This window comes from Streptomyces vastus (assembly GCF_039532825.1).
GTDB classification, from domain to species: Bacteria; Actinomycetota; Actinomycetes; order Streptomycetales; family Streptomycetaceae; genus Streptomyces; species Streptomyces vastus.
The window spans coordinates 1-23,372 of the sequence record NZ_BAAASJ010000034.1 but is presented as its reverse complement, the minus strand read 5'-3'; the positions used below and the strand labels follow the sequence as shown (position 1 = coordinate 23,372).

The 23,372-nt window shown below is 71.0% G+C and carries 26 protein-coding genes and 2 pseudogenes; 21 read left to right on the top strand and 7 right to left on the bottom strand.

Going from position 1 to position 23,372, the window contains the following annotated elements; translation table 11 throughout:
- The first annotated feature begins 2 nt into the window (after positions 1-2).
- The 7 genes from ABD357_RS17780 to ABD357_RS17750 are packed head-to-tail and all read left to right on the top strand — an operon-like array spanning position 3 to position 5,547.
- Positions 3-1,034 (top strand): anthranilate phosphoribosyltransferase, encoded by a 1,032-nt coding sequence (locus ABD357_RS17780; protein WP_344391215.1) that lies wholly within the window; start codon positions 3-5, stop codon positions 1,032-1,034.
- Positions 1,027-1,923 carry a tryptophan synthase subunit alpha gene (trpA, locus tag ABD357_RS17775; protein WP_344391214.1) on the top strand — a complete coding sequence of 299 codons (897 nt, stop codon included), beginning with the start codon at positions 1,027-1,029 and terminating at the stop codon, positions 1,921-1,923. Before ABD357_RS17780 ends, trpA begins: the two co-directional genes overlap by 8 nt.
- Positions 1,920-2,294 (top strand): ectoine synthase, encoded by a 375-nt coding sequence (locus ABD357_RS17770; RefSeq protein ID WP_344391213.1) that lies wholly within the window; start codon positions 1,920-1,922, stop codon positions 2,292-2,294. Before trpA ends, ABD357_RS17770 begins: the two co-directional genes overlap by 4 nt.
- Positions 2,294-3,433, top strand: a complete 1,140-nt coding sequence (locus tag ABD357_RS17765) for an acyl-CoA dehydrogenase family protein (protein ID WP_344391212.1) — start codon at positions 2,294-2,296, stop codon at positions 3,431-3,433. The genes ABD357_RS17770 and ABD357_RS17765 overlap by 1 nt, the downstream gene beginning before the upstream one ends.
- Positions 3,434-3,476: 43 nt before the next feature.
- Entirely contained in the window at positions 3,477-4,172 is a 696-nt protein-coding gene (locus ABD357_RS17760) for a transglutaminase-like domain-containing protein (RefSeq protein WP_344391211.1), read from the top strand.
- Entirely contained in the window at positions 4,172-4,840 is a 669-nt protein-coding gene (locus ABD357_RS17755) for a phosphoribosylanthranilate isomerase (RefSeq protein WP_344391210.1), read from the top strand. The genes ABD357_RS17760 and ABD357_RS17755 overlap by 1 nt, the downstream gene beginning before the upstream one ends.
- Entirely contained in the window at positions 4,837-5,547 is a 711-nt protein-coding gene (locus ABD357_RS17750; protein ID WP_344391208.1) for a beta/alpha barrel domain-containing protein, read from the top strand. The genes ABD357_RS17755 and ABD357_RS17750 overlap by 4 nt, the downstream gene beginning before the upstream one ends.
- 18 nt (positions 5,548-5,565) lie before the next feature.
- Here ABD357_RS17750 and ABD357_RS17745 read toward each other — a convergent pair whose 3' ends face one another.
- Positions 5,566-6,156 carry a hypothetical protein gene (locus tag ABD357_RS17745; RefSeq protein ID WP_344391207.1) on the bottom strand — a complete coding sequence of 197 codons (591 nt, stop codon included), beginning with the start codon at positions 6,154-6,156 and terminating at the stop codon, positions 5,566-5,568.
- Between the two features lie 142 nt (positions 6,157-6,298).
- Between ABD357_RS17745 and ABD357_RS17740 the strand changes: the two genes are divergently transcribed.
- The 8 genes from ABD357_RS17740 (at position 6,299) to ABD357_RS17705 (ending at position 14,048) form a co-directional block, all read left to right on the top strand.
- Positions 6,299-7,063, top strand: coding sequence for a TetR/AcrR family transcriptional regulator (locus tag ABD357_RS17740; RefSeq protein ID WP_344391206.1), 765 nt, complete (start codon positions 6,299-6,301; stop codon positions 7,061-7,063).
- Positions 7,064-7,224: 161 nt separating this feature from the next.
- A complete protein-coding gene (locus ABD357_RS17735) occupies positions 7,225-8,052 on the top strand; it encodes an NAD(P)H-binding protein (protein WP_425584907.1) in 828 nt (275 codons plus the stop codon).
- Entirely contained in the window at positions 8,049-9,134 is a 1,086-nt protein-coding gene (locus ABD357_RS17730) for a zinc-binding dehydrogenase (protein ID WP_344391204.1), read from the top strand. Before ABD357_RS17735 ends, ABD357_RS17730 begins: the two co-directional genes overlap by 4 nt.
- 43 nt (positions 9,135-9,177) lie before the next feature.
- The gene (locus ABD357_RS17725; RefSeq protein ID WP_344391203.1) at positions 9,178-9,621 is read left to right on the top strand and encodes an ester cyclase; all 444 of its coding nucleotides are present in this window, start codon (positions 9,178-9,180) and stop codon (positions 9,619-9,621) included.
- A 26-nt stretch (positions 9,622-9,647) separates the two neighbouring features.
- On the top strand, positions 9,648-10,535 hold the full coding sequence (locus ABD357_RS17720) for an MBL fold metallo-hydrolase (RefSeq protein WP_344391242.1): 888 nt from the start codon (positions 9,648-9,650) through the stop codon (positions 10,533-10,535).
- A gap of 178 nt (positions 10,536-10,713) precedes the next feature.
- Positions 10,714-11,103 carry a hypothetical protein gene (locus ABD357_RS17715; protein WP_344391201.1) on the top strand — a complete coding sequence of 130 codons (390 nt, stop codon included), beginning with the start codon at positions 10,714-10,716 and terminating at the stop codon, positions 11,101-11,103.
- A 29-nt stretch (positions 11,104-11,132) separates the two neighbouring features.
- On the top strand, positions 11,133-11,519 hold the full coding sequence (locus ABD357_RS17710) for a hypothetical protein (RefSeq protein WP_344391200.1): 387 nt from the start codon (positions 11,133-11,135) through the stop codon (positions 11,517-11,519).
- A 207-nt stretch (positions 11,520-11,726) separates the two neighbouring features.
- Entirely contained in the window at positions 11,727-14,048 is a 2,322-nt protein-coding gene (locus ABD357_RS17705; RefSeq protein ID WP_344391198.1) for a helix-turn-helix transcriptional regulator, read from the top strand.
- On the opposite strand, the gene ABD357_RS17700 is transcribed toward ABD357_RS17705, so the two are convergent.
- Genes ABD357_RS17700 through ABD357_RS17690 form a run of 3 tightly spaced genes read right to left on the bottom strand, consistent with a single transcriptional unit; the run spans position 14,029 to position 16,232 of the window.
- Entirely contained in the window at positions 14,029-14,940 is a 912-nt protein-coding gene (locus tag ABD357_RS17700; protein ID WP_344391197.1) for an NmrA/HSCARG family protein, read from the bottom strand. The two genes, ABD357_RS17705 and ABD357_RS17700, sit on opposite strands and share 20 nt — an antisense overlap.
- Complete coding sequence (locus tag ABD357_RS17695; protein WP_344391195.1) at positions 14,937-15,794, bottom strand: SDR family oxidoreductase; 858 nt, start codon at positions 15,792-15,794, stop codon at positions 14,937-14,939. The genes ABD357_RS17700 and ABD357_RS17695 overlap by 4 nt, the downstream gene beginning before the upstream one ends.
- 3 nt (positions 15,795-15,797) lie before the next feature.
- Positions 15,798-16,232, bottom strand: a complete 435-nt coding sequence (locus tag ABD357_RS17690; RefSeq protein ID WP_344391194.1) for an ester cyclase — start codon at positions 16,230-16,232, stop codon at positions 15,798-15,800.
- Between the two features lie 208 nt (positions 16,233-16,440).
- Here ABD357_RS17690 and ABD357_RS17685 point away from each other — a divergent pair, with 208 nt between their 5' ends.
- Complete coding sequence (locus tag ABD357_RS17685; protein ID WP_344391193.1) at positions 16,441-17,301, top strand: class I SAM-dependent methyltransferase; 861 nt, start codon at positions 16,441-16,443, stop codon at positions 17,299-17,301.
- A 58-nt stretch (positions 17,302-17,359) separates the two neighbouring features.
- Here ABD357_RS17685 and ABD357_RS17680 read toward each other — a convergent pair whose 3' ends face one another.
- From ABD357_RS17680 to ABD357_RS17670, 3 genes are all read right to left on the bottom strand, one after another.
- Positions 17,360-18,115, bottom strand: a complete 756-nt coding sequence (locus ABD357_RS17680; RefSeq protein WP_344391191.1) for an SDR family NAD(P)-dependent oxidoreductase — start codon at positions 18,113-18,115, stop codon at positions 17,360-17,362.
- A 10-nt stretch (positions 18,116-18,125) separates the two neighbouring features.
- Positions 18,126-19,199: a serine hydrolase domain-containing protein gene (locus tag ABD357_RS17675; protein WP_344391190.1), complete on the bottom strand. Its 1,074-nt coding sequence runs from the start codon at positions 19,197-19,199 to the stop codon at positions 18,126-18,128.
- Between the two features lie 136 nt (positions 19,200-19,335).
- Complete coding sequence (locus ABD357_RS17670; RefSeq protein WP_344391188.1) at positions 19,336-19,788, bottom strand: nuclear transport factor 2 family protein; 453 nt, start codon at positions 19,786-19,788, stop codon at positions 19,336-19,338.
- 157 nt (positions 19,789-19,945) lie between these two features.
- On the opposite strand from ABD357_RS17670, the gene fabG reads away from it, so the two are divergent.
- From fabG to ABD357_RS17645, 5 genes and pseudogenes are all read left to right on the top strand, one after another.
- The gene (gene fabG / locus ABD357_RS17665) at positions 19,946-20,731 is read left to right on the top strand and encodes a 3-oxoacyl-ACP reductase FabG (RefSeq protein ID WP_344391187.1); all 786 of its coding nucleotides are present in this window, start codon (positions 19,946-19,948) and stop codon (positions 20,729-20,731) included.
- Positions 20,732-20,751: 20 nt separating this feature from the next.
- Positions 20,752-21,708 carry an aromatase/cyclase gene (locus ABD357_RS17660; protein WP_344391185.1) on the top strand — a complete coding sequence of 319 codons (957 nt, stop codon included), beginning with the start codon at positions 20,752-20,754 and terminating at the stop codon, positions 21,706-21,708.
- 366 nt (positions 21,709-22,074) lie between these two features.
- Complete coding sequence (locus tag ABD357_RS17655; protein ID WP_344391184.1) at positions 22,075-22,896, top strand: AfsR/SARP family transcriptional regulator; 822 nt, start codon at positions 22,075-22,077, stop codon at positions 22,894-22,896.
- Between the two features lie 178 nt (positions 22,897-23,074).
- Positions 23,075-23,232 (top strand): annotated as a pseudogene (locus ABD357_RS17650) (aldehyde dehydrogenase family protein); the annotation flags it as partial.
- 49 nt (positions 23,233-23,281) lie between these two features.
- Positions 23,282-23,372: pseudogene (locus ABD357_RS17645) on the top strand (PadR family transcriptional regulator); the annotation flags it as partial.

Genomic DNA, 23,372 nt, shown 5'->3' with positions numbered 1-23,372 from the left:
CCGTGCATGACGCCGTCGCCGCCTTGATCGGGCAGGACCGGCCGGTGGACCTGCCGGTCTGGCGATCGTTGTGGGACCGGCTCCACGACGGTGGCCTGCAGCGGGGAGAGACGGTAGCCCTGCTCGCCTCGCTGTCCACCCGGATGCCCGACCGCGTGACCCTGACCGCACTGCTGGACTCGCTGGCCGAGCGTCGCCCGGCCGGTCGGCCCGGCGATCTCGGCGCCGCGGTCAACATCGTCGGGACCGGCGGAGGTCCGGGCACCTTCAACATCTCCACCGCCGCCGCCCTGGTCGCCGCCGCGATGGGCGTCAGGGTCGTGAAGACCGGTTCGCGGGCCTACACCGGCAGGCTCGGCTCCGTCGACCTTCTGGAGCGGCTCGGGGTGCCGCTGGTGTCCTCGTATGAGGAGACGCACGACTTCCTGGAACGGCATGGTATTGCCTTCGCCGGAGCCTTCGTCTACCCGGCCGAACTGGCGCTGCTCAGCCGCAGCGTGCTGCCGCTGGACGTCAGAAAGCTCGGCCGCTTCGTCAACGCCCTCGGCCCTCTGCTCGCCGACATGCCGGTCGCCGCGCAGCTCACCGGTGTCGCGGACGCGCGGCTGACGAACGGACTGCGGCAGGCCACCGCGCACCTGGCCCGGGGGAGCGGCCGCTCGGTGTGGCTGTGTGTCAACGACGTCGGCGCCGATGAACTCCTGGGCTTCGTACCGAACCGGGTATACGCCTACGAGGGCGCGGCGGAGGACGAGTTCGTGCTCGATCCCACCCGGCTGGGGCTGTGCTCCGGTTCGCTGGAGGAGTTGCGTCCGCGCGGCGACGCGGTGACGTTCTTCCGCGAGGTGCTGTCGGGCCGGGGCGCCCCGGCGGCCGCCGAGACCGTGTGTCTGAACGCCGCCGCACTCGCCGTCGCCGGCCGGCTCACCGGCGACTGGCGGGCCGCGCTGGACGCCGCCCGTGACGCACTGTGCAGCGGCCGGGCCCTCGACCTGCTCACCCGACTGCACGCGGGGGTGAGCGCGCATGTCTGAGCCCGCCGTGACCGGGCCCTCCGTCGCCGCGTCACCCGGGCCGGAGTCGCCCGGCTCCCCTTTCTTCGCCCGCCGCGCGCCCGGGCGGCCCGGTCTGGCGATGTTCCTCAACGCCGGGGACCCGCCGCTGGCCGTGCTGCCCGAGCTGCTGGCCATGCTCGACGACAGCGGGGTCGACTGTCTCGAACTGGCCGTACCGTTCCCCGACTCGCCCACCGACGGGCCGGTCGTCCGGGCCTCGGCCGCCCGGGCCCTGGCCGACGGCGTGACGCCGCGGGCCGTCCTGGACGCCGTGGCGGCCGCCCGGCCCGGGCTGCGCGGACCGCGGATCGCGCTGCTCGCGGACTGGAGTCACACCGTGCGGGGCACCGACCCCGGTGACTTCGCCGCGGCCGTCCGCGACGCCGGCTGCGACGGCCTGCTGCTGCACGGCGTGCCGCCCCGGCTGCGACGCGCCCACTATGACGCCGTGTACCGGGCGGGACTGCCGCTCGTCACGACCTGCTACGCCGCCTCCGGCCCCGACGTCGTGGCCGAGGCGGCGGATCACGCCTCCGCCTATCTGTACCTGGTCGCCCACTATGGCCGCAGCGGAACCGCCGCCGCCTGGGACCGGGAGCGGCTCGGGGCTGTGATCACCACCCTGCGCTCCACCGCGTCCGTGCCCGTGGCCGTCGGCTTCGGGGTCCGCACGGGCGGCGACATCGCGCTCCTGGCAGAGCTCGGCGCCGATGCCGTCGTGGTCGGCAGCGCCGGGGTGGCCCGTATCGAACAGGCCCGCGCTGCTGGGCGGGACCCCGTCGAAGAGCTCCGCACCTTCGTGAGTGAACTGCGCGCTCCCGGCCCCGCCCCAGCTACCGACGGACACGAGAGAGGAATCCGCTCATGATCGTCCGCAAGCTTGACGAGGTCACCTGTGTCGACTGGGGCAACGGCCTCAGCCGCAGGTTCCTCACCGAGGCCGACGGCGTCGGCTACACCGTGACCGACACCCTCGTGCGCGCGGGCAGCAAGTCCCGCCTGGAGTACCGCAATCACCTGGAGAGCTGCTACTGCATAGCGGGCAGCGGAGAGGTCATCGACACCGACGGCACGGTGCATCCGATCACCCCCGGCACGCTGTACGCGCTCGATCTGAACGACGCGCACTGGCTGGTCGCGCACCCGGACGAGGACCTGCGTCTGGTGTGCGTGTTCAGCCCCGCGTTGTGCGGGGACGAGCGCCATGACCTCGACTCGGCCGGCTACTCCCACTACTGATGATCGACTGGACCGCGGAACAGCGGGCGCTGCGCGACGGCCTGACGCCCTGGCTGGGGAAGCTCAACGCCGGCCTTCACGAGCGGGACGCGGCCGCCTCCTTCTCGTACGACAACTTCCGGACCGTGGCCGCCGCCGGCGTCCTCGGACTGCCCTTCGACGAGAAGTGGGGCGGCCTCGGTCAGTCGCTGCCGACCACCATGTACGTCCTGGAGGCGCTGGGCGAGGGCTGCCGGGACGCCGGGCTGAACTTCTCGGTCTGCACTCACCTGGTGAGCACCGGCGTACCCTTGCAACGCTTCGGCTCCGAGGCGCTCAAGCGACGCTGGCTGCCCCGGATCTGCTCCGGCGAGCTGATCGGCGCGCATGCCATCAGCGAGCCGGACAGCGGGTCGGACGCGCTGGCGATGCGGACCAGGGCGCTCCGGGACGGCGACGACTTCGTGCTCAGCGGCAGCAAGGCCTTCGTCAGCAACGGGCCGGTCGCCGACCTGATCACGGTCTACGCCCGCACCGACGACCGCCCCGGCCCGCTCGGCGTGACCGCGTTCCTGCTGGAGCGCGGCACGCCGGGCCTCGAGATCGGTGCCCCGGTGGCGAAGATGGGACTGCGTACCTCCCCGCTGTGCGAGCTCTACCTCGACGACTGCCGGGTCCCCGCCTCCCGGGTCGTGGGGCGTGTAGGTGGCGGCTTCCTGGTGCTCGACCACGTCATGCGCTGGGAGATCCTCTGCTCCTTCGTCATCAACGCGGGGGAGATGCGCCACCGGGTCGACCGCTGCGTCGAGTACGCGCGTACCCGCACCCAGTTCGGCAGGCCGATCGGCCAGTACCAGGCCGTCTCGCACCGCATCGTCGACATGGAGATCGGGGTGGAGACCGCCCGGCGCTGGCTGTACGGCACCGCCGAGCGGATGGCCGCCGGTGTCAACGTCACCCGGGACATCGCCATGGCCAAGCTCGTCACGAGTGAGGCCAACGTCGCCTCCGCCCTCGCCGCCGTGCAGATCTTCGGCGGCAACGGCTATCTGACCGAATACGGCATCGAGGCGGAGCTGCGCAACTCGGTCGCCTCGACCATCTACTCGGGCACTTCGGAGATCCAGCGCAACCGCATCGCCGCCCTGCTCGGCCTGTGACCGGCCGCCCGCCGAGCCCTTTGAACACGAGAGAGAGTCCACTGTGACGACCCAGTACAGCGAGGATCCCGGCACGCTGCGCGCCACCGCCTTCCTCGACCACCAGGCGCCCGAGGTCCGGGACTTCGTCGCCGACGCGGTGCCGGCCACGGCCACCACGCCGACCGCGCGGGCGGTCGCGCTCCACTACGCGGTGCGCGACTCCGTCCGCTACGAGGTGTACGGCGCCGACCTGTCCCGGGCGGGCCTGCGGGCGAGCACGGTGACCCGCTCCGGCTCCGGCATGTGCCTGCACAAGTCGGTGCTGTACGTGGCCGGGCTGCGCTCGCTCGGCATCCCGGCCCGGCTCGCCCTCGCCGACGTACGCAACCACCTTGCCTCCGAGCGGCTCAAGCGGTTGCTCGGCGGCGATGTCTTCCACATGCACTGCTTCACCTCCGTCTTCCTCGACGGGCGCTGGGTCAAGGCGACACCGGTGTTCAACAGGACGCTGTGCCGGCTGTACGGACTGACGCCGCTGGACTTCGACGGCACGTCGGACAGCATGTACCACCCCTTCGACCTGCAGGGCCGACGCCACATGGAATTCCTGCGCCATCACGGGGAGTTCGACGACCTCCCCTACGAACGGATCGTCGCCGAGCTGAGGGCGGCGCACCCGGGACTGCTGAGCGCGGACGGCACCGGATTTTCCGAGGGCTCGCTGGTGCGGGAGGCCGAGCCCTCGGCGGCCGGGTAGTGCTCGTCAAGTTCTGCGGTGCCACCTCCGCCGCGGAGGTGACCGACCTGGCGGCTGCCGGGGCCGATCTGGTCGGCCTGTGGTACCAGGTGCCGGGCGGCCGGTCGGAGGTGACGGCCGCCCGGCTCGGCGCGTTGTCCGAGGCCGCCTCGGACACCGGGCGGCTCACACCGGTGCTGGTCACCTTCTCCTCCGACCTCGGGGCACTGCTGCGGGCCGTGCGCGCGGCCCGGGTGCCGTACGTGCAGCTGCACGGGTTCCAGACCCCCGGCACGGTGCGCGCGCTGCGCAGGGACGGGCCGGCCGGCCTGAAGATCATCAAGGCGCTCCACCTGCAGGGGAGCGAATGCCTGGAGGAGCGGCTGACCGGCGCCTACGAGCGGGCCGGCGCCGACTGCTTTCTGCTGGACACGGCGACCGCCGACGGGCGGATCGGCAGTACCGCCGAGCCGCTTCAGGACATGGCCGTGCGGCGGCTCGCGGACCGGATCCAGCTGCCCTTCCTGCTGGCGGGCGGTCTGCACGCCGGTAATCGGGGCGACTTCGCGGGGGCGCGCGCACACCCGCGCTTCCTCGGTATCGACGTCGACTCGGCGGCGCGCGGCGAGGACGGACTGCTGTGCGCCGACCGCGCGGCGGCCGTCACTCACGCATGGAGAAGCACGTGAACGCGGACTTCGTGGGGGCGCTGGCCAAGGCCGCCCGGCCCCTGATCATGGAGGTCAAGCGGCGGGACGCCGACGGGCGGGATCTGCTGGGCGGCCGTGGCGTCGCCGAGACGGTCGAGCGGTTCGAGGCCGCCGGCGCGCCCTGCCTCTCGGTGGTCACCGGGCACTGGTTCGGCGGCACCGAGGATCTGCTGACCCAGGTCGCCGCCCGCACCGAACTGCCCTTGCTACGCAAGGACTTCCTCATCAGCAGGCGTGAGCTGGAGCGGAGCCGCGAGCTGGGTGCCTCCGCCGTACTGCTGACCGCGAAGCTGCTGCCCGCGTCGGTCCTCGCCCGGCTGACCGACCACGCCCTGGACCTGGGCCTGACCCCATTCGTGGAGGTCGCCGACGAGGCGGACGTCGCGGCCGTGGCGCGCGGGTCCGCGTGCGTGGTCGCGGTCAACAACAAGGACATCGCCACCCGGGAACGGCTGCCGGCCGATCCGCACCGCGGTCGAGCACTGCTGCCCGCGGTGCGGTCCACCGGCACCCGCTGCCCGGTCAGCGCGAGCGGAATCACCGATCCCGAGGCGGCGGCCGAGCTGATCGACGCGGGGTTTTCCGGTCTGTTGATCGGCACCGGGCTGCTGCGGGCGCGGAGCGTGGGGGCCTGGTGCGCCGCGTTCGACACCGCGCGCAGCGCGTCGGCCGGCTCCACCGGCTGACGCGCGGCCCGCGGCGCCTCAGCGGCGGCCGGGCTGGGCGCTGCGACCGCGGGCGGTGCGGCCCCACGGCTTGTAGACGGAGACCACCGCGGCGACGGTGAGCAGGGCGAACAGCACGGGGACGCTCCACAGCAGGAAGTCCGCGGCCCAGCCCGGGTCCGGCGGGCCGTCGCCGACGTCGGCGGTCCGCTCGGTCGCCGTCATGACGATCGGGTGGATCACGAACCAGGCGAAGATCGTCATGAATAGTGTGATGACCCACTTGACGATGATCCACCAGTGCAGCAGCAGGCCCCACTTGGTGCCGCAGGAGAGCAGGATGCCCGTGATCGCGGCGGTGACGCTGAAGACCGTGACGCTGGTGTCGTCGAAGACGTACATCGCGTAATAGACGCCCTTGGCGACGGCGGCGTCGTCGGTGGTGTACCCCATGATCGCCAGAACCGCCATGGAGAGCGACAGGCCCACCCAGCCGACGGATGTGACCACGTGGATGGCCAGCGTCAGCTTCCTTGTTCTGCGGCTGAGTTCGAACTTCTTCCGGGACGGTTGCCGGGGCGTGCCGGCCCTGCCTTTCTTGGCGGTGGCGGCGGGGACGGGAGCGGACAAGGCGATGCCTCGCTTTCTGCTCGGCTGGGGACGTGCCGATACGGCAAGTAAACTCTTTACAGCGTACGGAAACTCATTACAGCGTACAGGGTTACGCGTTCGATGTGAGGTCGTAAACGGAATGGCGAAAGGAAACGGCCGGATGGACCCGGCCCGCGCCCTGGCTCTGCTGTGGCGCATCGAGCAGGAGCCGACACGTCCGTCCCGCGGCCCGCGCCAGGGACTGACGGTCGACCGCATCGTGCGGACCGCGATCTCCATCGCCGACGCCGAGGGCCTCGGCGCCCTGTCGATGCGCAAGGTCGCCGAGCCCCTCGGCGTCTCCGCCATGTCCCTGTACACCTATGTGCCGGGCCGTGCCGAGCTGGTCAACTGCATGCTCGACGACGTCCTCGGCGAGGCACCGTCGTTGCGGGACGCCGACGGCTGGCGGGCCGCGCTCGAGCGCTACGCCCGGGGCGGCATGGACATCGCCCGGCGCCATCCGTGGGTGCCGCCGCTGGTGTCGTCGCGGATGCTGATGGGCCCCAACGAGACCGCCATGTGGGACGGCGTCCTCGGGGCCCTCGCCGGGGTGGGGCTGGACGAGCGCGAGATGCTCTGCGTCGTCCATCTCGTCAACGGGTACGTACGCGGTGCGGCCCAGCAGTCCGCGGACGCCGACCACGACGTGCGGCGCGCGGGCCTGAGCTACGACGAGTGGTACGAGAAGACCGGCCCGCTGCTGGAGCGGATGATCTCCGCCGAGCGCTTCCCGGACCTCACCAAGGTCTGGCGCGCCGGCGTCTTCGAGGAGCCCGGCGAGGGACTCGGGTCCGACGGCGGCTTCGAGTACGGCCTGCAGCGCGTCCTCGACGGCATCGAGGAGCGCATCGCGCGCCGCGCCGCCGAGCGCCCCGCTCCCTGACTGGCCGCGACCGGCGACCGCCCCCGTCCTCCAGCGAGCCTCAAAAGCTCCTCCAGCCCGGTTTCCCACCCTGGTGACGCAACGGATGAAGCGCCTCACAGGGCTGAGGCCGACAGGGCGGAGCAGGCGTGACAGTTCTGGTGACAGGAGCGACAGGATCCGTGGGCCGTCATGTGGTCGGCCGGCTGGTCTCGGCGGGCGTACAAGTGCGGGCGCTGACCCGGAACCCGGCGACCGCCTCGCTACCGGAGGGGGTCGAGACGTACGCCGGCGACCTGCGGCACCCGCGCACCCTGCGTGCCGCGCTGCGTGGCGTGGAGCGCCTCTACCTCTTCCCGGTGCCGGAGACCGCCCGCCAGGTGGTCGCCGCCGCCCGGGAGGCCGGCGTACGCCGGATCGTCGTCCTCTCCTCGTCCTCCGTGCTCGACACCTCCGGTGACAACCACAGCGCCGAGCACCACCGCGCCGTGGAGCGCGCCGTGGAGGAGTCCGGCATCGAGTGGACCTTCGTACGGCCCGACGAGTTCGCGACCAACGTGCTGTGGAAGTGGGGCCCTTCGATCCGCAGCGAGGCAGTGGTCCGGGCGCCGTACGGTGACGCCCCGCGGGTGCTGGTCCACGAGGCGGACGTCGCCGACGTGGCCGTGGCGGCGCTGCTGGAGGACGGGCACGCCGGGCAGGCGTACGTGCTCACCGGACCCGAGGCGATCACCCAGACCGAGCAGGTCCGGGCGATCGCCGAGGCGATCGGCCGTCCGGTCGCCTTCGAGGAGATCACTCCCGATCAGGCCCGCGAGGCCATGGGGAAGGCCATGCCCGCGCCGGTCGTCGAGATGGTGCTGGGCTATCTCGCCGACGCCGTCGCCCACCCGCCCGTCCCTGTGGACACCGTCCGGCGGATCACCGGCCGGCCGGCCCGGAGGTTCGCCCACTGGGCCGCCGACCACGCCGCCGACTTCACCCCGGACCACGAGGAGGCGGGCGTATGACGGCCCAGGCCCCTGGTCCCGCCGAGCCGACCTCGTCCGGCGCGAAGGCGGCCGGGCCGGAGGCGGGCGGCGCCAACGTCTTCGTCCGGATGACCGGCACCGGAGACCCCGAGCGGCACGTCACCCTGGGCACGGGCGAGCGCCCGGTCGCCGGACGCGGCAAGGTCGTCGTCCGGGTCGAGGCGGCCGGCGTCTCCTACGCCGAGGTGCAGATGCTCCAGCACCTGCACCCCTTCCCGCCCTCCTTCCCCTTCGTCCCCGGCTACGACCTGGTGGGCCGCATCACCGAGGTCGGCCCCGGCGTCACCGACCGGCAGGTCGGCGACCGCGTGGCCGCCATGCCCCGGCACGGCTCCTGGCAGCGGTATGTCGAGACGCCCGCCAAGACGCTCGCCACCGTCCCCGAGGAGCAGGACGCCGCCGTCGCCGTGGCGCTGGTCACCAACGGAGTGACCGCGTGGCAGATGCTGCACCGGGTGGCCGACGTGCGGCCCGGAGACGCCGTGCTGGTGCACGGCGCCAGCGGTGGCGTCGGCACCCTGCTCACCCAGCTCGCCGTGCACCACGGCCTGCGCGTCATCGGCACCGCCTCACCGGCCAAGCACGACGCGGTCCGCGCCCTGGGGGCAGAGCCCCTCGACTACCGGACCCCCGGCCTGCCGGCCGTCGTCAGGGAGCTGGCTCCCGGCGGCGTACGGGCCGTGTTCGACCACGTGGGCGGCCGCGGCCTCGACGACAGCTGGGCCGTGCTCGCCGACGGCGGCACCCTGGTCTCCTACGACTCCTCCGTCGCCGGATACCGGCCCGGTCAGTGGTTCCGTCCGCATGTACCCGCTCTGCGGCGCACCGTCCGGCGCTGGGCGGCCCGGCACCTGGGGCTGACCCGCGGTCGGCGCATGTCGATGTACTACGTCAAGCCCGGCAAGGACTTCAACGACGATCTCGCCGCCCTGCACGGGCTGCTCGCCAACGGTGTGCTCCGGCCCGAGATCGCAGGCCGCCACCCGCTGGACGAGGCCGCGGTCGCCGTACGCGCCCTCCTGCACGGCAGCACCGTCGGCAAGCACGTGCTGCTTCCCTGACGACCCGTCTTCCCTGGTGCCCCCCTCAGAAAGGAAACCGCACATGAGCGCCACCCTGACCGAGCAGTCCGCCCAGGAACGCAACAAGGAACTCGCCCTCTCCATGGTCGCGAGCTGGAACCGATGGGAGCTGCAAGGCATCATCAAGCACTGGGCCCCGGACATCCAGCACTTCTCCGAGGACCGCCAGATCTCCTCCAAGGTCATGGTCAGGGCGATGGAGGGCGGCCTCGCTGCCTTCCCCGACCTGCACCTGGACGTCAAGAGCATCGTCGCCGAGGGGGACCGCGTCTGCCTGCGGATCACCGTGACGGCCAGTCACCAGGGCGAGTTCCGGGGCAAGGCGCCGAGCGGCCGCAAGGTGACCTGGTACATGCTGGAAGAGCTGCGCTTCAACGAGGCCGGACAGGTCATCGAGCACTACGACGTCTTCAACTACCTGCCGATGCTCAAGGAACTGGACCTCGTGCCGGCGGACGTGCTGTGAGCACGGCGGTGCGGGCCGTCCCGCACATGGTCGACATCGCCGACGGGGTGTACGCCTACGTACAGCCCGACGGCGGCTGGTGCCTCAACAACGCGGGCCTCGTGGTCGGCGCCGAGGGGCAGAGCCTGCTGGTGGACACCGCGGCCACCGAGCTGCGTGCCCGGCTGCTGCGGGCCGAGGTGCTGCGCCGGTCCGCTGTGCCGCCGCGCACCGTCGTCAACACCCACTTCCACGGTGACCACACCTTCGGCAACTCCCTCTTCCCCGAGGCGCTGATCGTCGCCCACGAGCGCACCCGGACCGAGATGTCCGCGGCCGGACTGCACCTGACCGGCCTGTGGCCCGACGTGCGCTGGGGCGACATCGAGGTGACGCTGCCCCACCTCACGTACAAGGACACGCTGACCCTGCACACCGGTGGGGTGCGCGCCGAGCTGATCCACGTCGCTCCGGCGCACACCACCAACGACACCGTCGTCTGGCTGCCCGAACAGCGCGTCCTGTTCGCCGGCGACCTGGTGATGTCCGGTGTCACGCCGTTCTGCCTGATGGGCTCGGTCTCCGGGTCGCTCAGGGCCATGGCGCGGCTGCGCGCCCTCGGCGCCGAGACGGTCGTCCCCGGGCACGGCGAAGTGGGCGGCCCCGAGCTGATCGACCGCAACGAGGCGTACTTCCTCTGGCTCGCCGAACAGGCCCGGCAGGGCGTCGCCGCGGGTCTGACGCCCCTTCAACTCGCCCGTGAGGCCGGTCCCGGGCCCTTCGAGGGACTCATCGACTCCGAGCGGCTGGTGCCCAATCTGCATCGCGCCTACGCCGAGGTCCACGGAGCGGCGCCCGGCAGTCCGCTCGACGTCGGTGCGCTCTTCACGGAGATGGCCGGCTTCCACGGTGGGCTCCCCGAATGCCACGCCTGAAAGATATCTCAGGTCGAATTTTCATTAGGGGGGTCATAGGGGAAGTTGGGGATGGCCGGGCCGGCCAAATCCTGCCACGCTGATGAATGAAAGGGCTGGGGGCGGATATTGATGACGCCTCAGATGCGAATCTTTTCCTGCCAGTCCCGCCTCAGGACAGAAACAAGGAGTTTTTCGAGTGAATACCTTTGGCTCTCTGGCCGTCGCCGGCGCTTCGCTGGCGCTGATCCTTTCTGGCAGCGCGACGGCACAGGCGCAAACACCGGTGACGCAGAGCGACGTGTCCATCCAGTCGGCCAGCCCCAAGAAGCCGTACAAGAGCGGAAACAAGATGGTGGCGAAGACGACGTTCCGCGGCAACAAGAAGACCTGTGTCTACCTCGAGTTCATTCGCCCCATGTGGCCGGCGCCCGTCCCGGTCGCGAGCAAGTGCACCCGTGCCTCGTCGGGCACCGTCAAGGCTTCCACGAACTGCAGCACCGGGATCCACCGCACCACGGTGCTCTACACGCGGAACGACGGCCGGAAGCTCGCGGAGGCCTCCGGCAACAAGTTCATCAGCTGCTGAACACAAGTCCCTGAAGGAGAGTGATCAGTGTGAGGATCCTTGGTTCTCTGACCGTCGCCGGCGCTTCGCTGGCGCTGGTCCTCGGCGGCGGCGCGGTGGCACAGGCGCAGACCGCGGTGGCGCAGAGCGACGTGACCATCCGGTCGGCCACGCCCTCGAAGCCCTACAAGAGCGGCGGGAGCATAGTCGCGAAAGCCACGTTCAGCGGCAACCGGAGCACGTGCGTCTACCTTGAGGCCGTCAATCCGCTCTATCCGCCGGTCCCGGTCGCGAGCAAGTGCTCCAACGCCGCATCCGGCACGATCACGGCGTCCAAGAGCTGCTCCACCGGTTTCTTCAACACCAAGGTGATCTACACGCAGACCGACGGCCGGAGGCTCATGAAGGACTCGGGCTCCGTCTACATCCAGTGCTGACGCACTTTCGGCGCTGCCGGTGAATCGAATGTGCCCCGGAAAGGAATTCGGCCTGACCGGGGCGCATTCCTGTGCGTTTCCCGGTGCGTGCCTCTCTCCGTCGCGGCTCGATCCGCCCTACAGTCCCGTCACCCACCCTTGGGAGCGTCCTCGGCACGAGGACACTCTCACGCGGCGCCGACGGGAGGAAAAGGGGTGGGCTGGTCGGTGGAACCGGGACAGCGGACCGGAGAACTCGGCAGGCTGACGGAGATTCTGGCGAACTGCGCGGCGGGCAGCGGGCGAGCGGCACTGATCACCGGTGTGCCGGGCGTCGGCAAGACGAGGCTGCTCCGGGCGGTCTGCCGCGTCGCCGAGGGCGAGGGCGCCGCGGTGCTCGACGCCACCGCCACCCGGGCCGAGCGCGATCTCCCGCTGGGCGTCGTCGGCCAGCTGTTGAGCTGCGCGGACCTGCGGCCTCCGGACCCGCGTGACGCCCTGGCCGAGGTGCGACGGATTGTCCGGCGGCTGGCCGAGTCCGCAACCGTGGTCGTCGCCGTCGACGACGTCCGGCACACGGACACCGAGTCGGCACGATGCCTGCTCCATCTCCTCGGGCGGATCGCCTCTGCCCGGGTCCTCGTCCTTCTCGCAGGCCACCTGCCCGCCCGGCCGCTACCCGCGCCGCCGGTCCTGGAACTCGTCCGACACCCGCGGTGCGCCCGCTTTACGCTGGACCGGTGGTCCGAGCAGGAGGTGGCCGGCTTCCTCGCCGAACTGTCGGGCGGCGCGGCCCGGTTCGCCCCCGCCTGGCACCGGGCCGGCGGCGGCAACCCGCGACTGCTCCAAGCCCTGGCCGAGGACACGCACGCACACCGCCCCGGCTCCGGCTGCGGCCCGGAGGAACCGGTGGCCGGGCCGGCCTTCCGGCAGGCCGTGAGCGAGTGTCTGCGGCAGGTGGATCCCGATACGGCGGCCGTGGCCCGCGCCGCCGCAGCCCTCGGCCCCGACATGCGAGCCGAGCGGATCGCACGGCTGCTGGACAGCACCGAACGGTCCGTCGCCCTCGCCCTGGACGCGCTGACGGAGATGGGCCTGCTGGCCTCCGGGCGGTTCCGCCACGAGGCGGCGCCTGCCGCGCTGCTCGACGAGATCCCGTCCGCCGAGTGCGCGGCGCTGCACGCGCGGTGCGCGCGGCTGCTGTACGACGACGGGGCTCCGTCTTCGGCGGTGGCCCGGCAGCTCATGGCGGCCGCCCCGTTGCGGCCGGCCGGACCGGGGCCGGTGCCCTGGGCTGTGTCCGTGCTGAAGCCGGCGGCCGAGGAGGCGCGGTGCGCGGGCGACGCCGAGTCCGCGGTGGCCGCCCTGCGCCTGGCCCGTCGCCTGTGCGCCGACGAGGCGGAGCGGGCCGGGCTCCTGGTGGCCCTCACCCGGGCGGAGGCGGAACTCGACCCGGCTGTCGCCTCTCGTCGGCTGCCCTCACTGGTCAGCGCCCTGCACCAGGGGTTGCTCGATGTCCAGGACGCGGCGGTGCCGATCGCCCAACTGCTGTGGCACGGCCGCCCCGAGGAGGCGCGGGACGCCCTCACCGCGCTCAGCGCCCGCACGACGCAGCACCGGACGCACTCACCTCTTGCACGGCTGTGGCACCGGCTCGCGCGTCTCTACCCGGAGCTCCCCGGCTCCGAGTGCGCCGGGACGCCCGGCCGCCTCCTCGGCGAACCGCCGGACCAGGACCCCGCGGAGGACCCGTGCCGCGCCGCCGAGCGGGTTCTGCAACGCCTCGCCGTGTCCGCCCCCGTGCCGGTCGCCCCGGTGTGCGCCGCGCTCATCGACCTGACGCACGCCGGAGAGCCGGACCGGGCCGCGCTCTGGTGCGAGCGGCTGGCGCCCGCCCTTCGCTCCGCGACCCCGGTCCGGCGAGCGCTCTTCGCGGCCACCGCGGCGGTGGTCCACTGCCGGCTGGGCGACCACGCGGCCGCCGCGGAGCGGGCCCGCACCGCACTCGCCCTGCTGCCGGACCGCGGCTGGGGGATCGGGATCGGACTCCCCCTCCACGCCGCCGTGCTGGCGGCCACGGAGCAGGGCGAGCACACGACGGCCGCGGAACTGCTGCGCCGCCCGGTCCCCAAGGAGATGTTCCGCACCCCGGCCGCGCTCTACTACCTCTTCGCGCGCGGCCGGCACCACCTCGCCCAGCGCCGTCACCACGCCGCGCTCGCCGACTTCCGCGCCTGTCGCGACCTCATGGAGCGATGGCGGCTCGACTGGTCCGAGGCACTGCCCTGGCGGACGTATGCCGACGAGGCCCGGCGCGCGACGGGCGGCGCGGCCGAGCCCCGCGAACCTCTCGCGGGGCTCAGCGAGGCCGAACGCCGGGTCGCGGTGCTGGCCGCCGAGGGCCACACCAACCGGGCGATCGCGGCTCGGCTGTTCGTCACGGCCAGCACGGTGGAGCAGCATCTGACCCGGGTCTACCGCAAGCTCGGGCTCAGGAGTCGCGCGCAGCTGGCCGGACTGCTGGACACGGTCACTGCGGATGGTGCGTGATCTCGATGCCCTTCAAGTAGCTCGCGAGGGTCATCAGGCCCGGGTGCTCGGCGCGCAGCGCGGGGATGTCCGCACGGTAGCCGTGCTGCTGGAACCACTCGAACATCAGCGAGATCTCCGGGGCGTTGGGGATGTACGGGTTGGCCGCCACGTCGTCCAGTCCCAGCTCCTCGAACCGCGCCGACATTCCGGTGCGCTGCGCGAACGCCTCGGCCAGCTCATCCGCCGTCAGCTCGTCACCGGCGATCTCCAGGTCCCGGCCCAAGTACTCCCGCGGACGGTCGAAGGCCTGCGCGGCGAAGAACGCAATGTCCTCGACGGCGATGAACTGCACCCGGGTGTCCGGTTTCAGGCCGAGTCGCACGACCAGGGTGCCGTCTTCCGACTGCACGCCGTGGGCGGCGAAGTTGTCCATGAAGAATGCCGGACGCAGCACGGTCGTCGGGACCCCGAGACCGCGCAAGTACCGCTCGATGCCCCGTTTGGAGTCGAAGTGGGGGACACCGCTGTGGCGTTCGGCACCGCCGACGGAGCTGTAGACCACGTGGGACACGCCGGCCGCCAGGGCCGCCCGGGCCGCCGCTCGGCCCTGGCGGACCTCGCCGCCGATCCCGGCCGGCGTCATGAAGGTCTGCACCGAGAAGACACCGTGCACGCCCTCCATTGCCGCCCGCAGCGACGCCTCGTCGTCGAGGTCGCCGTGCACCAGCGTCACCCCGAGCTCGGCCAGCCGCCGGGCCGCGGCCGAGGACGGGTCACGCACCAGGGCCGCCGTGTCCCGGCCCCGGCGGACCAGCTCGCGCGCCACGGCACCGCCCTGGAGGCCGGTCGCCCCCGTCACGAGGACCGTCCCCGCGGCGTCCTGCCCGCCGGTGTCCCGAGCGTCGGTCATGTCCCGCTCCCTTCCTGCGTGAACAGCGCCGTGTTGGCCGCGGCCCAGTCGCGGTAGGGGCGCGGCTCGCGCCCGGTGAGGTCACGAACCGAGGTGGTGGGCCTGGCCCACGGCACCTGAGGGCTGTGCAGCGCGGCGACGTTGGTCTTCGCGGCCGCGCGGTCCCCGGTGATGCCGGCGAAGACCTCCACGACCTCCTCGGGCGGCGCCACCGAGAAGTCCAGCTCCCGCCCCAGGACATCGCCGAGCATGCGCGCCTGATCCTGCGAGGTGAGTGTCTCCGGGCCGGTGAGCAGGTAGGACCGGCCATCGTGGCCGTCCTCGGTGAGCGCGGCGACAGCCGCCGACGCGATGTCGTACTCGTCGACGGGCGCTCCCGGATTGTTCCCGATCCAGCAGCGCACGGCGCCGCGCTCGCGGACCGTGCGGGTCCACCAGGAGGTGTTCGCGTGGAAGGGGCCGGGCCGCAGGAAGGTCCAGGCCGCGCCGGAGCCCAGAATCGCCTCCTCGGCGGCCCGGTGCTCGTCTGCGATGCCGTGCGGCACCGGGTGCTCGACGCTCGCCGACGACAGCAGCACGATCCGCTCCAGGCCCGCTTCGCGTGCCGCCGCCGCGACGCCCGCGGCCTGCGCCGCCACGTCGCCGGAGAGCACGACCAGCGCCGCCGAGACGTCCTTGAACGCCCGGTCCAGCGAGCCGGGGTCGGCGGGGCTGCCCGCGACCACCTCGACGTCCCCGGGCAGCCCGGCCTCCTCCGGTGTGCGGCTCAACGCGCGGACTTCTCGGCCCTGTTCGACGAGCTGCGCGGTGGCCTCGCGGCCGACCTTGCCGGTCGCTCCGGTGATCAGAATCATGGGTCAGGCCCTCCAGCCCTGGGGCTCCGGCCACGGCGAACCGAGCTGGCGGTAGGTGCCCTGGTAGTCAGGCCAGTCGCGGTGGTCGCGGATCTTGCCGTCGACGAACCGGATCAGATGGATCTGCTCGCCCGAGAAGACCCGCCCGGTCGGGGCCATTCCGACGAGATCGCCGACATGGCGGCCGTAGAGCACGAGGTACGCCCGCACCCAGTCACCGCGCTCCTCGATCTGAACCTCCTCCAGACGGGCCTCCTCGGAAAACGTCATCCGCAGCCATTTCACGGCCATGGCAAATGAATCCGGCCCGCGCAGATCCATGTGTTCCAGCGCCGCCGGATTGAGGTAATCCGGGTGAATGTATTCGGCGACGTCATCGGTGGCCCCGGTGTTGTAGGCCCGTATCATTCGACGTACGGCATCGATCTGACCACTCATCATATTCCTTTCGGATGGCTGGGAGGCGGGCTCAATCCTGCGGCAGTGGATTGCAGCCGGGCAAGGGTCGAATTTCCAGGTGGAGCCGTTCTGTACGGCAATTCGAGCGGCCGTCCACCGCTTTTCGACCTTTTTTCAGGCGGAGCCCATGTCCTGGACCGGACGATTGAGGCTCCTGCACGATTCGCCGTACGACATCGGAGTGCAAATGGACACCGCCGCCTTCAAGACAAAAGTCACCGACGCCTTCAACGGGGCAGCGGCGACCTACGACCGGCTCGGGGTGGAGTTCTTCACCCCCATGGGCCGTCGGCTCGTGGAACGGACCTCTCCGCGCCCCGGGGAGCGGGTCCTCGACATCGGCTGCGGACGCGGTGCGACCCTGCTGCCCGCGGCCGGGCTGATCGGGCCCACGGGCCGTGCGCTCGGCATCGACATCGCACCCGCGATGATCGACGAGGCCCGGCACGAGGCCGCCCGGCAGGGCATCGACAACGTCGAGTTGCAGGTCATGGACGGCGAGCACCCGGATCTGCCGGCCGGCTCCTTCGATCTGGTGCTCGGCAGCTACAGCATCATCTTCCTGCCGCAGGCGCGGGCCGCGCTCGCCCGCTACGCCGGTCTGCTGGCCGACGGCGGCCGCATCGGCTTCACCAGCCCCGTCTTCACCCGGGACACCTTCCCCTTCCTGCCGCCGATGTTCACGGAGCTGATCCCGCTGTCCCTGCTGCGGCATCTGCCCGAGTCCTGGCACCCGGAGCAGTTGCACCGGCAACTGCACTCCTGGCTGGAGCGCCCGGCCGACCTCACGGCCGCGATGGAGCAGGCCGGGTTCACGGACGTGGAGATCGTCGACGAACCGGTTTCGATGTCGGCCGTGTCCGGTGAGGCTTGGGTCGACTGGTCGCACACCCAGGGCATGCGTCTGCTGTGGCAGCACCTGCCCGAGGACGAGGCCGCGACGTTGCGCAGCCGTCTCATCGGCGCTCTCGACGCGCTGCGCGACGGTGACGGTCCGGTGCTGATCGAGGTGCCGGTGCGGTACGTCACCGCGACGGCCGCCCGCTGAGACGCAAGGGCGGAGGGCCGCATCACCCGGCCCTCCGCCCTCCGTCCGCCGTGCTGTGTCAGGTCACCGAGAGGGCGCCGTCCACCGCCAGGACGGCTCCGTTGGCGTATCCGGCCTCCGGCCGGGTCAGCTGCACGATCCACCAGGCGATGTCCTCCGGGCGGCCCACCCGTCCGGCCGGGATCCGCTTGGCCATCCCCGCCAGAAACGCCTCGTACGCCTCGGGCGGCATCCCCGCCCGCACCCCGACGCCGGTGTCGACCACGCCCGGGGCGATCCCCATGCAGCGGATGCCGCGCGGCGCGAGCTCCACCGCCCAGGTGCGGGTGAGGAAGTCGAGGGCGACCTTGGCCATGCCGTACACGGAGTTCTCCGGCCAGGCCCGCCGGCCGAGCGAGCCGGCCGAGCCGACGTTCACCACCGTGCCCTGCGCCGCCTCCAGGGCGTCCAGCGCGTGCTGAGTCAGGAACAGCGGGGCGAGCAAGTTCGTGCCCAGCTGGGCCTCGGCCGCCGAACGGTCGAGGTCCGCCAGGGCGGCGAAGCGGGTCACGGCCGCGTTGTTGACCAGGACGTCGATGCGCCCGAACTCTCGCAACGCGGCGGCGACGATCTCCTCTGGCGCGTTCGGATCGCGCACGTCGGCGGCGAGGTGGCGCATCCTGTCGTATCCGTCGGCGGTCTCCTTCAAGGTCGCCGTCGAGCGGCCGACGATAAGCACGTGCGCCCCGGCCGCATGGAACGCGCGGGCGGTGGCGGCGCCGATTCCGGTGCCGCCGCCGGTGACGACGACGGCCTTCTCCACGGAGGGGGACATGCCGCGGGCCTCAGAGGCAGACGGCGGTGTTGACGCCCCGGATGACGGCCTGCTCGGCCTCCTTGCCGAAGTCCGCGTTCAGCGTGATCGACAGCTGCACCCGGATCCCCAGGTCCGGGGTGGTCGCCATGAACGTGGCGTAACCCGGAATGCCCGCGCCGTGGCCCCACAGGTCCAGGTCCTTGTCGTTCTGGAGCTTCATCAGCCCCAGGCCGTAACCGATCCCCATGGGCAGGTCCTTGATCATCTCCGCGGGCAGGGGAGTGGTCATCTCCCGGAACTCCGCGTCGCCGAGCAGCTTTCCGCCGAACAGCGCGACCAGGAACCGGTCCAGGTCGGCCGTCGTCGAGATGATCTCGCCCGCACAGCCGGCCTCGGAGGGGTTCATCAGCGTGACGTCCTCGGCCCGGCCTCCGATGCGCATGTAGCCGCGGGCGTGCGGCTGCGGGATCTCCGGGTCGTCGCCCGGCAGCGTGGTCTGCGTCAGGCCGACCGGTTCCAGGACGCGCTCACGGATCTCATCGCGGTAGGAGCGGCCGGTCACTTTCTTGATGAGCAGGCCGATGATGAAGTAGTTGGTGTTGCAGTAGGCGAACTCGGTCCCCGGCTCGAATTCCAGCGGCTTGGCGGCCGCGATGGCGATCAGGTCCTCCGGCTCGTAGTGCTTGTAACGGTCGCGCAGGAACCGGTCGCCGGGCTTCTGGAACGAGTCGGCGTAGTTGTACAGGCCGCTGGTGTGCTGGAGCAGGTTGCGGACGGTGATCTTGTCTCCGTACGGCAGCAGGCCCGGCAGATAGCTCTCCACGCTCCGGTCCAGCTCGATCCTGCCCTCGGCGACCAGCTGGAGCACCACCGTGGAGACGAACGGCTTGGTGATGCAGGAGACCCGGAACCGGCCGTCCTCGGGGACCGGGCGGTCCGTGCCCAGCTCCGCGACCCCGGAGGTCACCACAAAGGTGTTCTCCCCGCGGGTGACCCGGAACTGCACGCCCGCGGAGCCCAGTTCGACGAGCCGGTCGGCCGCTCGCTGGACGGCCTCCTTGTGGGCCGAGAGCTCCGGCTGTGCGAGTGTCGTCTGCGTCATGTCGGCATACCCCATGTCCTGTGGCAGTTGATTGTTGCGTCCCTCTCGCGGGAGGCCCCCGCCGCGGCGGGGATCCCTGTACGGCGAGACTGACCGCCCGCGATGGAGGCACACCCGTGCTCCGCTTGAGCCGCGCTCAGGCGAGGTCGTCGCGGGTGACCTTGCGGCTGCGGACCTGGAGCGCGCCGTCCACGCGCACCAGCACGTCGTCGCACACGCACACCCGGTGCACCTGCGAGTCGCCGCCGATCCGGGAGACGTAGACGGTCGCGTACGAGCGGACGCTCACTGCGCCGTCCGGCCGTTCCGCCACGTGGAACATGCCCATGAAGTGCCGGTGGCGCTGACCTGCGGCGCTCAGTTCGGCCGCGGTGCGGGCGGTGGCGGCGGCCAGGGACGCGCGCCCGGTCACCGGCTCGGGCAGGGTTGGTACGTCGAAGGTGGCGTCCTCGGTGAAGGTGGCCGCCCACGACTCGCCCTCACTGAGGTCCAGCAGGTGCATCTGGTGGGCGTAGAACTGCTGGACCTCCGTGTACAGGGCGGCGAACGCATGGGTGGCCTGCGGCTGGACACCGGCCTGGATGGTCATGGGCATCTCCGTTTTCCGTCGGTGCCGCCACTGTCCGAGGGCCGGGTCGAGCGGCCTTCGAGGACGCCTTGAGCCCGCGCCTCGAGCGATCTTCGTCCAGACTTCAAGCGGTGCCCGACACGGTCGAACCCACATCCCTCGCCTAGGAGGTCGACCGATGACGACAGTGACGAAACCGGTAGCCCTGGTCACCGGGGCCACGAGCGGCATCGGCCTCGCCGTCGCCCGCGACCTGGGCCGGCGCGGGCACCGCGTCTTCATCTGCGCCCGTACCGGAGAGCAGGTCGAGCAGACCGTCAAGGAACTGCGCGAGGAGGGCCTGGAGGTGGCGGGCGCGGAGGCGGACGTGCGCTCCTCCGCCTCCGTGGCCGCACTGGTCCGTACCGTGGTCGACACGTTCGGCCCGATCAACATCCTGGTCAACAACGCCGGGCGCAGCGGGGGTGGGCCCACCGCGCGCATCCCGGACGAGCTCTGGTACGACGTCATCGACACCAACCTCAACAGTGTCTTCCTGGTGACCCGTGAGGTGCTCGCCCTCGGGGGCCTGGCGGACGCCGAGTACGGCCGGATCGTCAACATCGCCTCGACCGCCGGCAAGCAAGGCGTCCTGCTGGGCGCTCCCTACTCCGCGTCCAAGCACGGCGTCGTCGGTTTCACCAAGGCGCTGGGCAAGGAGCTCGCCCCGGCCGGCATCACCGTCAACGCCGTCTGCCCCGGCTATGTCGAGACCCCCATGGCCGAGCGGGTGCGCCGGGGGTACGCCGCCGCCTGGGACACCACGCAGGAAGACGTACTGGAGCAGTTCCAGGCAAAGATCCCGCTCGGCCGCTACTCCACCCCCGAGGAGGTGGCGGGCCTCGTCGGCTATCTGACCACGGAGCAGGCCGCCTCCATCACCGCGCAGGCGCTCAATGTCTGCGGCGGTCTGGGCAACTTCTGATCCGAAAAGAGGATGTTGAGATGTCTGCTGATCATGTGCACCGTACGACGCACGAGATCGCCGTGGCCGCTCCTGAGGACGTGGTCTACGGGATCGTGTCCGACGCGACCAAGTGGCCGCTGTACTTCCCGCCGAACGTGCACGTGGAACAGCTGGAGTTCGACGGTGCGCGGGAACGCCTGCGCATGTGGGCCATGGCCAACGGCCGGACCAAGTCCTGGACCTCCCGCCGGGTCCTGGACCACGAGCGGCGCCGGGTGGAGTTCCGTCAGGAGCAGTCCGCGGCGCCGGTGCGGTCGATGGGGGGCACGTGGATCGTGGAGCCGCTGGGCACCGATCGGTCGAGGCTGACCCTGCTGCACGACTTCACGGTCGAGGGCAACGTCGCCTCGGACGTCGAGTGGGTCGAGCGGGCCACCGACACCAACAGCCGCGCCGAGCTGGCCAGCCTGAAGGAGCTCGCCGAGCGCTGGGCACGCCTGGATGATCTGACCCTCTCCTTCGAGGACTCCGTGCGGGTCGCCGGCCCCGCCGAGTCGGTGTACGAGTTTCTCTACCGGGTGCGGGACTGGCCTGAACTGGTCCCGCACGTCTCCCGCCTGGACGTGGTCGAGGACGAGCCGGGGGTCCAGGCGATGTCCATGGACACCCGCACGGCGGACGGTCTCACCCACACCACCGAATCGGTCCGTGTCTGCTTCCCGCACGCCGGACGCATCGTCTACAAGCAGACGGTGACACCCGCGCTGATGTCGGCCCACACCGGCGAGTGGCAGGTCGTCCCGGACATGTCGGGCGTGACCGTCATCTCGCACCACAGCGTGGTCCTGCGCGAGGAGAACATCCGGCGCGTGCTCGGCGAGAACGCCGGGGTCGCGGAGGCCCGGCGGTACGTGCGTGAGGCGCTCGGACGCAACAGCGGCGCGACGCTCGACCTCGCGAAACAACACGCCGAGCGCAAGGCCGTCAATTCCTGAAAGCTGGCTCGAAGAGGAGGCTATGGTTGAAATAAGGGGAATGTTTACTCATGTCGTAGTCGACATCCGTGGACATGGCTGAAGGAAAGCAATGTTTACGCATATCGCGGGCGGCATCCGTGGCTCACTGATGTAGATGCCGCTCCGCCGTTTCTGAGTGGCCGGGCCATTTCCCGCCACCTGCCCGCCGGGTCCGCGGTGCGGCGCACCGTGCGAGCGGGTCTGCCCCCAAACCGAATGGAGAGTCACTCAAGCTTGGCTGGATAAAAAAGGAACGAGGGCGCGAGTCCAGCTAATGTGCCCTTGGGCGATGACTGATTGAGCCATCGCCGCTCGGCGTTGTTCGGCGAGAAACGGGGAGACACTGTGGAGATTCAGCTACTGGGCCCACTGGGTGCGAATATCAAGGGAGAGTCCATCGTTCCGAGCGCGGGTAAGCCGCGGCAGGTCCTGGCTCTTCTGGCACTCCACCCGGGCAGGGTTTTACCGGTATCCACACTCATGGAAGAGGTCTGGGGGACGGAACCGCCTGCGAGCGCGCTGACCACGCTCCAGACGTACATCCTTCAACTGCGTCGGCGACTGGGCACCGCGATGGGCCCGGACGCATCGGGGACGGCGAAGAACGTGCTGGCGACCAGGCACGGCGGCTATGCGCTCCAGGCCGGGCCGGAGTGCACGGACGTGCACGAGTACGAGCGGCTGGTGGGGGCCGGGCAGAGTGCCTTCGAGCAGAACAGGGACGAACAGGCCTCCACGCTGTTCAGCCGGGCGCTCTCGCTGTGGCAGGGGCCGCCGCTCGTGGACGTCCGCGTCGGGCCGATCCTGGATATCGAGGTGATGCGCCTGGAGGAGTCCCGGATCGTCACCACGGAGCGGCGCATCGACGCCGATCTCCGGCTGGGCAAGCACTCGCGGCTCATCGCTGAGCTCTTCGACCTGATCTCACGTCATCCGCAGCACGAGGGGCTGCACTCGCAGGCCATGGTGGCGCTCTACCGCTCCGGTCGGCAGGCGTGCGCGCTCGATGTGTACCGCAAGCTGCGGACCCGGCTGATCGAGGAGCTGGGCGTGGATCCCTCACCGCAGCTGCAGCGGCTCCATCAGGCGATCCTCACCGTCGACCCGCAACTCGAGGTCTTCGCCAGCGCGCGCCACGGCTCGACCTTCGACCTGTACGCCGCCTGACCCGGCGAGCCCCTGCTCGTGCCGTCCTGTCGCTGTCCCAGCCATGTCGCGGACCGACAGGGCGGCTTCTTCCTGTCCCGGCCGGCGGAGGAAAGCGGCGCGCCCCTCTCACACGGGCGTGTCGCCCTCTTCCTCGTCATTTTCGGCCAGTACAGGGGAGGCGTGGTGCGACCACATCTACGTGAACGACGGCACCGTCCACGACGAGCCGATCGTCCCCTTCGGCGGGGAGAAGCACTCCGCCTTGGCCGCCTGAACGGTGAGACGATGCTGGACGCCTTCACGACGACCAAGTGGATCTCGGTGAAGCACGGCAGGAGCGGTTTCCCATTCTGAGCGGGGGCTACCGGGCACGCCGCGACAACCCGGCCCTAGTCTGGACAACATGTCAGCGATCCGTCTTCTCGTGCTCGGTGCGGTCCGTCAGCATGGGCGGGCCCACGGTTACCAGGTGCGTAACGACCTGGAGTACTGGG